This is a genomic window from Isoptericola sp. Y541 (assembly GCF_059445465.1).
The window spans coordinates 460,635-472,574 of sequence record NZ_JCAIUJ010000001.1 but is presented as its reverse complement, the minus strand read 5'-3'; the positions used below and the strand labels follow the sequence as shown (position 1 = coordinate 472,574).

At 70.5% G+C, this 11,940-nt stretch carries 9 protein-coding genes; 7 read left to right on the top strand and 2 right to left on the bottom strand.

The annotated features are described in order from the left end of the window. Positions 1–33: 33 nt before the first annotated feature. Together AC1C2V_RS02170 and AC1C2V_RS02165 are read left to right on the top strand one after the other, a co-directional pair. Complete coding sequence (locus AC1C2V_RS02170; protein WP_495387922.1) at positions 34–1,032, top strand: ABC transporter permease; 999 nt, start codon at positions 34–36, stop codon at positions 1,030–1,032. Further along, the gene (locus AC1C2V_RS02165; protein WP_495387921.1) at positions 1,025–1,981 is read left to right on the top strand and encodes an ABC transporter ATP-binding protein; all 957 of its coding nucleotides are present in this window, start codon (positions 1,025–1,027) and stop codon (positions 1,979–1,981) included. The genes AC1C2V_RS02170 and AC1C2V_RS02165 overlap by 8 nt, the downstream gene beginning before the upstream one ends. Before the next feature lie 118 nt (positions 1,982–2,099). Here the strand turns inward: AC1C2V_RS02165 and cysC are convergent, their stop codons facing one another. Both cysC and AC1C2V_RS02155 read right to left on the bottom strand, forming a co-directional pair. Beyond that, a complete protein-coding gene (gene cysC / locus AC1C2V_RS02160) occupies positions 2,100–3,362 on the bottom strand; it encodes an adenylyl-sulfate kinase (protein ID WP_495387920.1) in 1,263 nt (420 codons plus the stop codon). Beyond that, positions 3,359–4,363 carry a sulfite exporter TauE/SafE family protein gene (locus tag AC1C2V_RS02155; protein WP_495387919.1) on the bottom strand — a complete coding sequence of 335 codons (1,005 nt, stop codon included), beginning with the start codon at positions 4,361–4,363 and terminating at the stop codon, positions 3,359–3,361. Before AC1C2V_RS02155 ends, cysC begins: the two co-directional genes overlap by 4 nt. Before the next feature lie 128 nt (positions 4,364–4,491). On the opposite strand from AC1C2V_RS02155, the gene AC1C2V_RS02150 reads away from it, so the two are divergent. From AC1C2V_RS02150 to AC1C2V_RS02130, 5 genes are all read left to right on the top strand, one after another. Beyond that, the gene (locus AC1C2V_RS02150) at positions 4,492–5,448 is read left to right on the top strand and encodes an inositol monophosphatase family protein (RefSeq protein ID WP_495387918.1); all 957 of its coding nucleotides are present in this window, start codon (positions 4,492–4,494) and stop codon (positions 5,446–5,448) included. Continuing rightward, positions 5,445–6,347, top strand: a complete 903-nt coding sequence (gene cysD, locus AC1C2V_RS02145; protein ID WP_495387917.1) for a sulfate adenylyltransferase subunit CysD — start codon at positions 5,445–5,447, stop codon at positions 6,345–6,347. Before AC1C2V_RS02150 ends, cysD begins: the two co-directional genes overlap by 4 nt. A gap of 4 nt (positions 6,348–6,351) precedes the next feature. After that, entirely contained in the window at positions 6,352–7,668 is a 1,317-nt protein-coding gene (cysN, locus tag AC1C2V_RS02140) for a sulfate adenylyltransferase subunit CysN (RefSeq protein ID WP_495387916.1), read from the top strand. A 16-nt stretch (positions 7,669–7,684) separates the two neighbouring features. After that, positions 7,685–8,401, top strand: coding sequence for a sulfotransferase family 2 domain-containing protein (locus AC1C2V_RS02135; RefSeq protein WP_495387915.1), 717 nt, complete (start codon positions 7,685–7,687; stop codon positions 8,399–8,401). A gap of 186 nt (positions 8,402–8,587) precedes the next feature. Beyond that, positions 8,588–11,875 carry a CDP-glycerol glycerophosphotransferase family protein gene (locus AC1C2V_RS02130; RefSeq protein WP_495387914.1) on the top strand — a complete coding sequence of 1,096 codons (3,288 nt, stop codon included), beginning with the start codon at positions 8,588–8,590 and terminating at the stop codon, positions 11,873–11,875. Positions 11,876–11,940 lie beyond the last annotated feature (65 nt).

Here is an 11,940-nt window from a genome sequence, read left to right as displayed (position 1 = left end):
GGCCGTACCTCAGAAGACGGGTATGCAAGTTACGTGACCACCGACACCACCACGGGCGCCTCGTCGGGTGACCGCGGGACGCCGGGAGACGGCCGCGACCCGCTCCGCCCCCCGGAGCCGATCGTGCCGGACACCACCTCGGCGGAGCGCCTGGCCCTCGCGGAGCAGTTCGGACTGCGCCAGATGGGCATCCGTCCTCCGCTGGGCCGGTACATCCGCGACGTCACCTCACGCTGGGCGTTCATCCGCGTCCTCGGCACGGCGACGGCCTACTCCAAGAATCAGAACAACTACCTGGGTCAGCTGTGGGCCGTCCTCAACCCGATCCTCAACGCGACCGTCTACGTGCTGATCTTCGGCCTGCTCCTGAAGACGAACCGAGGCGTGGAGAACGTGATCGCGTTCATCACCATCGGCACCTTCCTGTTCCGCTTCGTGGAGCAGTCCGTGCACGCCGGCTCGCGGTCGATCGCGCAGAAGACCAACCTCATCCGGTCGCTGCACTTCCCGCGCGCGGTGCTGCCCATCGCGCAGGTAGTCTCGCTGCTCACCACGCTGGTGCCCGCGCTGCTCGTGATGTGCGCGATCGTGCTGCTCAGTGGGCTGCTGCCCGCGTACCCGATGGTGCAGGTCACCTGGAGCTGGCTGCTGCTGCCGGTGCTCGTGGCGCTGCTGTGGATCTTCAACACGGGGATCGCCTTCATCGTCGCGCGGGCCGTCGCGATCACCCCCGACCTCGACAACATCATCGGCTTCGTGCTGCGCCTGGTGATGTACGCGTCGGGCGTGATCTTTCCCGTCACGCACTACGTGGAGAACCTATCCGAGTCGGCGCAGACCTTCATCGGGCCGATCCTGGAGTACCAGCCAGTGTCCGTCTTCCTGTATCTCGGCCGGTCGTCCCTCACGCAGGAGCCGAGTTTTCCCCAGGACCCGTCGATGTGGGCGTGGGCGGCCGGCTGGGCCGTCGTGACCTTCGTCGTCGGCTTCATCGTCTTCTGGCGCGGAGAGGAGCGTTACGGTCGTGACTGAGTCCGATCTCCATCTCGACGTCGACCTTGACGAGGACTTCGAACCCGAGGACCTCGTGGGCCCGTCGCCCGTCGCGACCCTCGGCGACCCGGTGCTCGTCGTCGACGACCTGCACATCGTCTACCGCGTGTTCGGCGGCAAGGCGAAGCAGGTGGCCGCGAAGGGCGCCGAGAACGTGCGGCAGGCCGACGCGCCGAAGCGTTCGCTCCTCAGGCGCTTGGTCTCCTCGACGTCCCAGCACGTGGGCGCGGTGAGCGAGGTGCACGCCGTGCGCGGCATCTCGTTCGTCGCCCGGCACGGCGAGTCCATCGGCATCGTCGGCATCAACGGCTCCGGCAAGAGCACCCTGCTGCGTGCGGTCACGGGCCTCATCCCGCCCCACGCCGGCTCCGTGTACGTGGCGGGGGAGCCCGCCCTGCTCGGCGTCAACGCCGCGCTCATGCCGCAGCTCACGGGCGAGAAGAACATCTGGATCGGCGGCCTCGCGTTGGGGCTCACCCCCAAGCAGGTCGAGGAGCGCTTCGACCAGGTGGTGGAGTTCGCCGACATCGGCGACTTCGTCTACATGCCGATGAAGACGTACTCCTCCGGCATGGGGGCCCGGCTGCGGTTCGCGATCTCGTCTGCCGCGACCCCCGACATCCTCATGATCGACGAGGCGCTGGCCACCGGCGACGCGGCCTTCAAGGCCCGCTCCAAGGCCCGCATCGACGAGGTCCGCAAGGACGCCGGCACGATCTTCCTGGTCAGCCACTCGATCAGCACGATCGACGCCATGTGCACGCGCGTGCTGTGGGTGCACCAGGGGCAGCTCGTCATGGACGGCCCCACCGGTGAGGTGCTCGCCGAGTACCGGAAGTTCGTGCGCGCGCACCGCCAGGCGAACTCCTCCGGGCGGGCAGGCGGCGTCGGCCCCCGCGCGCGCCGCAAGAAGAAGCAGCAGGACTGAATCCCCGCCGCTGGTTGAGCCTGTCGAGATCGTTGGTTGAGCCTGTCGAAAACCGGTTTCGACAGGCTCAACCAACAGCGGTTTCGACCGGCTCAACCAACAAGCGGTTTCGACAGGCTCAACCGACGCGGGTGTCCAGCGCGGCGCGTACCTGCGCGACGGCGTCGGCGACGTCGACGTGCGACGTGTCGATCACCAGGTCGGCGTCCGTCGGATCCTCGTAGGGGGACGAGATGCCCGTGAACTCGGGGATCTCGCCGCGGCGAGCCTTGGCGTACAGGCCCTTGCGGTCCCGGGCCTCGCACACCTCCAGCGGGGTGCTCACGTGGACCAGCAGGTAGGCCCCTGCCGCCTCGGCGAGCGCGCGCACGCGGGCCCTGCCGGACGCGAACGGGGCGATGGGCGCCGCGACGGCCACCCCGCCGTGCGAGGAGACGAGGGCCGCGACGTAGCCGATGCGTTCCACGTTCAGCTCCCGGGACTCCCGGTCGAACCCGAGCCCCTTGGACAGGTGCTGGCGCACCTCGTCGCCGTCCAGCAGGGTCGTGTGCAGACCCTCGTCGTCGAGCTCAGCCGCCAGGGCGCGGGCCACGGTGGACTTCCCGGAGCCGGACAGCCCGGTGAAGAACACGACCGCGCCGGCGCGGCTGGCGGTGCGGGCGGCCCGGAGGACCTCGCGCGCGGAGGCCTCCGGGTAGAGCGCCGCCACCTCGTCCGCCCACAGGGTGCCGAGCCGCTCGACCCGTGCGCGCGCGGCGTCGTCGCGTCGCTCCGCCAGGACGAACGCACGCCCCGCGCCGTACCGGGCGGCGACGTCGTCCCAGCGCAGGCCCTCGGGGGCGACGGCCGGCCACGGGACGACGACGACGTCCACGGCGGGCGCGGGACTGCCCGTCGGGTCGACGCCGCTCAGTTCGGCGGCAAGGGACTCGGCCACCCGGACGAGCCCCGGCGCGCCGACAGTGCCGGCGGCGGGGGAGCGGCGGGAGGCCGGCACGAGCAGCAGCACCGACGTGGCGCCGTCGAGCAGGTCCGGCAGCGCGTCCCGCTCCTGCCGGGTGGGCGGCTCCGTCACGACGACGGCGAGAGTTCCGGCAGAGCCGTCCATGGCCCCCCCGCGGCGGACGTCGGCGGCCGCACGCCGCAGCGCCGGGTCCCAGTGCGGCCCGGCCGCGCGGGCGAACGGCTTGACCGCGCGGAGCTCCTCCGGGCGGGCACCGCGGGCCGTCACGGCGAGCGGCGTGTTCTCCGGGTCCGTGAGGGTCACCGGGCCATCCGGCAGGTCGCCCGGCGGGAACCAGGGGGCCCCGCCCGCGAGGGCGAGCTCCAGCAGGTCCAGCTCGTCGGCGGTGAGGACGCGGGTGGTGGCGGGCAGGTTCATGGCTGGTGGGACCGGTCCTTCGCGGTGGGGTCGGAGTCGTTGTCATTGTCAGCCTCGGTGGCGTCGACGGGCGCGGCGACGGCGCCGCGCGGGAGGGGTCTGGGTGGGAGCCGCTTGATGCGCTCGCGCACCACGATCCACAGCAGGTTGCCCAGGACGAGCGCGCCGGCCGCGGCGCCCGCGACGACGCCGAGCGACGCCCCGAGCAGCTTGAGGCCGGACGCGAGGAGCAGGATCGCCAGCGCGCGGCGGATGATCCCGCCCGGCGCGCGGCTCGAGACGTGGGCGCCGAACCAGGCGCCGGGGATCGCCCCGATCAGCAGCGACGTGGTGAGGCCCAGCTCGAAGTCGCCGTAGAGGAGGTGGCCCAGGGACGCCGCCGCCACGAGCGGGACGGCCTGAACGAGGTCCGTGCCCACGAGCTGGGACGCCTTGAGCGCCGGGTACAGCAGGAGCAGCACCACGATGATGATCGACCCGGCGCCCACGGAGGTGAGGCCGACCATGAGGCCGGCCACCGCACCGAGGACCACGGTCGGGACCTTGCGGACCACGATGTCCGGGGTGCTCGGCGCGGCCGGCCCCTCGCCCAGCGCCGTGCGGCGCTGGAGCATGCTGAGCACCGCCCGCACCACGAGCCCGGTGGAGGCGACGAGGAGCGCGACGCCGAGCACCCGCGTCAGCGTCTCGTCGAACGCGTCGCCGAGGGGGAGGTAGCGGATGAGCAGTGCGCCCGAGAACGCCGCGGGGACGGACCCGATGCACAACCACAGCACGAGCTGCAGGTTCACCGTGCGGCGCCGCAGGTGCACGATCGCGCCCGCGGGCTTCATGAACAGGCTCGCGACGACGTCGCTCGACACCGCCGTGAGCGGGTCCACCCGGAAGACGAAGATGAGCATCGGCGTCATCAGCGCACCGCCGCCCATTCCCGTGAGACCGACGACGAACCCGACGGCGAGACCGCCGAGCGCGAGGGGGAGGTCGATCACGATGGGCACCAGTTCTATCGGGATTATCGGAATGATTCCGCGGTACGGAGCCCCCAGGATTCACACCTGGCGGCGATGGTAGCGTCGGCCGCGGCCCGCCGTGGCCACTGTCCCAGACCATCCTGCCGAGGTGCCGCATGCCGGAGTCGACCCCGACCTCCCTCGTCCCGTCGCTGCGCGACGCGGACCTGGCGGTCGCGCTCGCCCGCGGCGCCGGTGCCGTCCTGCTCGGCCTGCGGGCCGACGTCGACGCCACCGGCGGCAAGCTCGTCGCCGCGGACCTCAAGGATGCGGGCGACGCCGCGAGCCAGGCCTGGCTCGCCGCCGCCCTCGCGCGCGCCCGTCCTCACGACGCCGTGCTGTCGGAGGAGGCCAAGGACGACGCGTCGCGCGTGGACGCCGACCGGGTGTGGATCATCGACCCGCTGGACGGCACGCGCGAGTTCGCCGAGCGCGCCACTTCGCTGGTTGAGCTTGTCGAAACCAAGGACCTGGTCTCGACAGGCTCGACCGACGGGGTTTCGACGGGCTCGACCGACGGGGTTTCGACGGGCTCGACCAGCGAGGCGTGGCGCGACGACTTCGCGGTGCACGTCGCCCTCTGGGAGCGCGGGTCGGGCCTCACCGCGGGCGCCGTGGGGCTGCCCGCGCGCGACGTCGTCCTCGACACCCTGTCTCCCGGCGCGGCCCCCGGCACGTCCGACCTCGACGCCGTGCTCGACGGCCGCCGCCCGCTGCGGATCGCCGCCAGCCGCAGCCGTCCGCCGGCCTTCGTGAGCGAGCTCGCCGCGCGCGGCGACGTCGAGCTGGTGCCGATGGGCTCGGCCGGCGTCAAGGTCGCGTCCGTGGTCGACGGCACGGCCGACGCGTACGTGCACGCGGGCGGGCAGTACGAGTGGGACTCGGCGGCGCCCGTCGCCGTGGCGCTCGCCGCCGGCCTCGAGTGCACGCGCCTGGACGGCACGCCCCTCCGGTACAACCGCCAGGACCCCTGGCTCCCAGATCTCTTCGTCTGCCACCCGGCCGTGGCGTCGCACCTGCGTGCGGCGCTGGTGACGGTCGGGGTCGACATCAAGGAAGGTGCCCAGTCGTGACGTCTCACGTCCTGAGCCAGCTCCGCAGCCTCGAAGCGGAGAGCATCCACATCATCCGTGAGGTGGTGGCCGAGATGCAGCGCCCCTGTCTGCTCTTCTCGGGCGGCAAGGACTCGATCGTCATGCTGCACATGGCGGCCAAGGCGTTCGCGCCGGCCCGGATCCCGTTCCCGATCATGCACGTGGACACGGGGCTGAACTTCCCGAGCGTGCTCGAGACCCGCGACCGGTGGGTGGAGCGCCTCGGCATCCAGCTCGTCGTGGCCTCGGTGCAGGACGCTATCGACCGCGGGCTCGTGCAGGAGGAGCCGAACGGATCCCGCAACCGCATCCAGACCCCGGTGCTGCTCGAGGCCGCCGAGAAGAACGGCTTCGACGCGCTCTTCGGCGGCGGGCGGCGCGACGAGGAGAAGGCGCGGGCCAAGGAGCGCGTGTTCTCCTTCCGCGACGACTTCGGCCAGTGGGACCCCAAGAACCAGCGTCCGGAGATCTGGAACCTGTACAACGGTCGCGTCCACCAGGGCGAGTCGATCCGCGTGTTCCCCCTGTCGAACTGGACCGAGCTGGACATCTGGGCCTACATCGAGGCCGAGGACATCGACCTGCCGGACCTGTACTTCGCCGCCGAGCGCAAGGTCGTGGACCGCAAGGGCATGCTGTTCGCGGTCAACGAGTTCACCCCGCTCAAGGACGGCGAGACCGCCGAGGCGCGGTCGGTGCGCTACCGCACCGTCGGGGACGCCAACCTCACCGCGGCCGTGGCCTCGACGGCCTCGACCCGTGCGGAGATCGTCGAGGAGGTCGCCGCCGTGCGCGTCACCGAGCGCGGGGCCACCCGTGGCGACGACAAGGTGAGCGAGGCCGCGATGGAGGACCGCAAGCGAGAGGGCTACTTCTAAAGCTATGAGTATCGAGACGAGTACCGAGACCCATACCCAGACCGCGATCGACACCTCCGCCGACCTGCTGCGCTTCGCGACCGCGGGCTCCGTGGACGACGGCAAGAGCACGCTCATCGGGCGGCTGCTGTTCGACTCCAAGACGATCTTCTCCGACCAGCTCGAGTCGGTGGAGCAGGTCTCCAAGGACCGCGGCAACGACTACACGGACCTGGCGCTGCTCACCGACGGGCTGCGAGCCGAGCGCGAGCAGGGCATCACGATCGACGTCGCGTACCGCTACTTCGCCACGCCGAAGCGCAAGTTCATCATCGCGGACACCCCGGGCCACATCCAGTACACGCGGAACATGGTGACCGGGGCGTCGACGGCCGACGTGGCGCTCATCCTCGTGGACGCGCGCAAGGGCGTCATCGAGCAGAGCCGCCGGCACACGTTCCTGGCCACGCTGCTGGGCGTGCCGCACATCGTGGTGTGCGTCAACAAGATGGACCTCGTCGACTACGCCGAGGAGGTCTTCGAGGGCATCCGGCGCGACTTCACGGACTTCGCCTCGCGCCTGCAGGTCCCCGACCTGACGTTCATCCCGATCTCCGCGCTCGCGGGCGACAACGTGGTGAACCGCAGCGAGAACATGCCCTGGTTCGACGGACGGCCGCTGCTCAGCCACCTCGAGAGCCTGCACGTGGCCAGCGACCGCAACCTGCAGGACGTCCGGTTCCCTGTGCAGTACGTGGTCCGGCCGCAGTCGCACGACGCGCGCGACTACCGGGGGTACGCGGGCACGGTCGCCGGCGGCGTCCTGAAGCCGGGCGACGCCGTGCGCGTGCTGCCGTCGGGCCTCGAGACGACGATCGCGGCGATCGACACCGCGGACGGCCCGGTCGACGAGGCGTACCCGCCGATGGCGGTCACGGTGCGCCTGGCCGACGAGATCGACATCTCGCGCGGCGACATGATCTGCCGCCCGCACAACACCCCTGCGGCGCTGCAGGACATCGACGCGCAGATCTGCTGGATGGACGAGTCCGCGCCGCTGGTGCAGGGCAAGAAGTACGCCATCAAGCACACCACGCGGTGGGCGCGCGCGATGGTCAAGGAGGTCAAGTACCGGGTGGACGTCAACACGTTGCACCGGGACGAGGGCGCCACCGAGATCCGGTTGAACGAGATCGGACGGGTCCGGCTGCGGGTGACGCAGCCCCTGTTCGTCGACCCCTACCGCCAGAACCGCCAGACCGGGGCGTTCATCCTGGTAGACGAGGCCACGAACAAGACGGTGGCGGCGGGGATGGTCGGCACCCTCCCGCACGCGTCCTGACGGCGAAGGAGAGCTCATGCCTGTCCTCACCAAGGACGGCCGGAACGTCCTGTTCATCCACGTGCCCAAGACCGGCGGGTCGGCGATGGAGAAGCACTTCCTCGCCGACGGCTGGGGGATGTCGTACCACGACGGCCGGATGCACAAGGGCGACCCTAATCACCTGCGCCGATGTACGCCGCAGCACATGCACGGGCTCCTGCTGTCCGAGACGTTCCGGCTGCGGCGCTTCGACGCGGTCTTCGCCGTGGTGCGTGACCCGGTCGCGCGGTTCCGCTCCGAGTACGTGATGCGGCACAAGCAGGAGCTCTCCACCAGCGCGGACGCGGTCGAGCAATGGGCGCAGGAGCGCTTCGAGCAGTTCGCCTCGAACCCGTACGTCCACGACAACCACATCCGCCCGCAGGTGGAGTTCCTGGTCAAGGGCGCGCGCGTCTATCGGCTCGAGGACGGGCTGGACGCCGCCGTGCAGGATCTCAACGAGCGCTACGAGCTCGGCCTACCGACCGAGGTCGCGCGCGTACGCACCAGCGAGACGACCCGCGGTATCTCGAGCAAGGACGTCGAGGTGTCCCCGGCGCTCGAGTCGCGCCTCGAGGAGTTCTACCTCAAGGACTTCCGCAAGTTCGGGTACCGGGACGTGCCGCTGCCGGTGCCGCCCAGGAGGAGCCTCCCGGCTCGGGTCCTGTCGCGCGCGTCCCGTGATCTGGCGAGGTTCTCGGAGCGCTTCTGAGTTTGCGGCTCCGTGCCGGACGGGCCGTACACTGTGCGGGCCATCCATGCGTAACCGCACGACGCACTGCTGGGAACGGGCGCGGCACGAGCCGGGCTTGATCGGCGTCGATGCTGAGGAGTTCTCGCAGCAACACCGAAGGGCCGATCACCTTTGACTGCACCCCTGACCTCTCGTGTGCGCGGAGTGCTCCGACGAGTGGCCCCGGAGCCGGTGCGGCGCCGACTCCGCCGCCGCTCGGGCGCCTGGCCCAGGCCGGCGAAACGGAACATCGAGTTCTCCCTGTCGGACGGGTCGCTGCACATCAGCGGGAACTACGTCCGGCCGAACTGGCGGGTGGGCGAGGTGACGGCAGTGCTGCGCGAGAGCGGGGCCACGGTCCGGGCTGCCGCCGACGGCGACTACGACTTCTCCGTCACACTGCCGGTCGACGAGCTGCGGCGCCTGTCCGCGGGCAACGGCGACGTGGCGGACCTCTGGATGCACCTCGTGCCTCGCGACACCCTGGAGGACGGCGACCGGCCGGACCTCTCCGACGTCCCGGGCCCCGTCCGTCTCGGCAACTTCGGCAGAACGGTGCGCCAGGTCGCCGCTGACGGTGGGAGCTCCCGCGTTGCCGACGACCGGGTCGTGGTCACGCAGAAGGGCAACCTGAGCGTCCTGCTCGGTGGCGTCCCAGGCCGCAGGTTCCAGGTGACGGTCGAGGAGCTCCGGTTCGCGGAGAGCGGGGCCGAATTCCAGGTCGATGTCCGGGGCGCGGACCGGCGCGCGCGCGAGGTGCGGATCGTCGCGGTCGCGCGCGAGAGCGGTGTTCGCCATGCGTTCGTGGGCCGACTGGCCGACCGGGCGGATGAGGCGCTCCTCGACCGGGGGCGCTTCGTCCAGCGCGCTTCCGTCGACGTCGACCTGCACGACCTGGCGGGGCGGCTCGACGTTCGTGACGAGACGCTCGACCTCTTCGTCGAGGTCGAGGACGCGGACGGCTGCGTGCAGAGCAGACGGGTCAACAGTGCCGGCCGCCACGGCGCGCTGCGCCCTGGGCAGGCGCCGGGTACCGACGGGATCGTCCAGTTCGTCCCATACGCCACCTTCCGCGGGGCGAATATCTCGATACACGTCGAGCGGATGAGCGCGGACTCGTTCGCGTACCTCCGACGGTGGACCCGCGCCGCCTGGATGCTCCCCCTGGTGCGGCCGTTCCTCGGGATCTGGCTCGTCGGCGAGCTCCCGTACAAGGCGCAGGACAACGGCTACCACTTCTTCCGATGGGTCCGCGAGAACCGTCCCCGCCGGTCCGCCTACTACGTGATCGACGAGCACGCCCCCGACCTGCAGCGCGTCGCCCCGTGGGGGAACGTGGTGCTGCGCAACTCGCGCGAGCACATCCGTGTCGCGTTCCTGGCGAGCCGGCTGATCAGCACGCACCACGCCGAGTACCTGCTGCCCTCGCGGGCGGCCGGGGCAGCGCGGGGCGTGCGAGGCGTGCGGGTGTTCCTGCAGCACGGCGTCATGGGGACCAAGAACATGGTGGCGAACTACGGCAAGCTCGCCCACGGGTTCGCCACCGATCGTTTCCACGTGAGCTCTGACCGGGAGCGGGAGATGATCATCAACGACTTCGGGTTCCGCCCGGGGCAGGTGCGGGTCACGGGCTTGCCCCGGATCGACGCGCTCCTCGCGCCCCTCGAGGCGCCGCCGACCGGCCTCCTGGTCATCCCCACATGGCGGGAGTGGCTGGGCAACCGTGACGAATTCGAGATCAGCGACTATCGCGAGCAGTGGCAGGGCTTCCTGTCGCACCCGCGCCTGAAGGAGGCGATCTCCGAGGGGCTGCCCGTCACGTTCATCTTGCACCCGAACATGCGCCGGTTTGCCGACCTGTTCGACGTGCCCGGGGTCAGGGTCGTCAAGCAGGGCGAGGTCGACGTCCAGACCCTGCTGCGCGAGCACGCATGCCTCGTGACCGACTACTCCTCGGTGGCGTTCGACTTCGCCTTCCAGCGCCGGCCCGTCCTGTACTTCCAGTTCGATCGCCAGCGGTTCATCGGGCCACGCGGATCGCACCTCGACCTGGAGAGCGACCTGCCGGGCCAAATCGTTCGCGACGCGGACTCCCTGGTCGAGGAAGTCGTCCGCGCCGCTGCAGGCGGGTTCGTGATGGCCGACGAGCACTGGGAGCGCGCGTCACGGCTGATACTGCACCACGATCGGTGTAACAACGAGCGGGTCATGGCCTCGATCGCCGCCGCCGGCGGGCCTGCCGTCCAGTGGTGGCGTCTGCTGGACGGCTCAGCCGTCCAGGGGGCCTGGCTGAAGTTCCGCGCCGGTCGCTCCTATCCGCGCGCGATGGCCCTCCTCATGGGCTTGGCCCGGATGCTGCCCCGCCGCGACACCGTCGTCTTCGAGGCGGGCAACGGCCGGCAGTACGCGGACAGCCCGCGCGCCGTCTACGAGGAGCTGGTCCGTCGTGACACCGGCCTGAGGACTGTGTGGTCGACGACCGGGACATTCCGGCCGCCGGACCTCACCACACGCAAGGTGGTCCCGCGCTCTCCCCAGTACTACTGGGAGCTGGGCCGCGCGAAGGCCTGGGTCAACAACCAGAACTTCCCCATCGACGTGCGGCCGTCGCGTCGGACGTTCTACTTGCAGACGTGGCACGGCACGCCGCTGAAGCGGATGCAGTTCGACGCCGTCTCGACCACGGGTCGCAGCGACGGATATCTCGAGCGCGTTGCGCAGATGACGGGATATTGGAGCGCCCTGGTCTCGCCGAGCCCGTTCGCCACGGCCCGGCTCACGAGTGCCTTCCGGTTCGGCGGGCGGGTCGTCGAGACCGGATACCCACGCAACGACGTCCTGGTGTCGGGCGACCGTGACGAGCTGGCGCGCCTGGTCAAGGGACGTCTGGGGCTGGACCCGCAGGTCCGGCTGATCCTGTTCGCACCGACGTTCCGGGACAACGAGAAGGTCGGCGCGCAGTTCGCTTTCGACCCCCACGTGGACCTTGAGGAGCTGGCAGACCGGCTACCGGTCGGGACCGTGCTGGGGATCCGCAAGCACGGGATCATCCGGCAGGCGGTGCAGATACCGGAGTCGGCACGCGGCCGCATCGTGGACGTCTCCACGTACCCCGACGTGCAGGACCTGCTCGCCGCCTCCGACGCGCTCGTCACCGACTACTCGTCGCTCATGTTCGACTACGCCCTGACGCGGCGTCCGATCGTCTTCTACTGCTACGACATCGAGACATATCGCGACGAGCTGCGCGGGTTCTACCTCGACTTCGAGTCCGAGGCGCCGGGGCCTGTGCTGCGTACCGAAGAGGAGCTGTTCCGGGCGCTCGAGGCGATCGATGCGGTCGAGGCGGAGTACGCCGGCAAGATCGAAGAGTTCGCGCGCACGTACGGACCCTGGGAGGACGGCCGCTCTGCTGCTCGGGTGGTCGACGAGCTGCTGCGGATGGCCTCGTAGACGGGCCGTCCAGGTAGAGTGCGCCGCGCTGTGTCGTCGCGCACCACGGTACGGCTCATACCCAG

What these genes read in the sequence shown, in the direction of transcription:
- cysC (WP_495387920.1), bottom strand. Translation starts at nt 3,362, where the DNA reads ATGAACCTGCCCGCCACCACCCGCGTCCTCACCGCCGACGAGCTGGAC.
- AC1C2V_RS02150 (WP_495387918.1), top strand. Translation starts at nt 4,492, where the DNA reads ATGCCGGAGTCGACCCCGACCTCCCTCGTCCCGTCGCTGCGCGACGCG.
- cysN (WP_495387916.1), top strand. Translation starts at nt 6,352, where the DNA reads ATGAGTATCGAGACGAGTACCGAGACCCATACCCAGACCGCGATCGAC.
- AC1C2V_RS02135 (WP_495387915.1), top strand. Translation starts at nt 7,685, where the DNA reads ATGCCTGTCCTCACCAAGGACGGCCGGAACGTCCTGTTCATCCACGTG.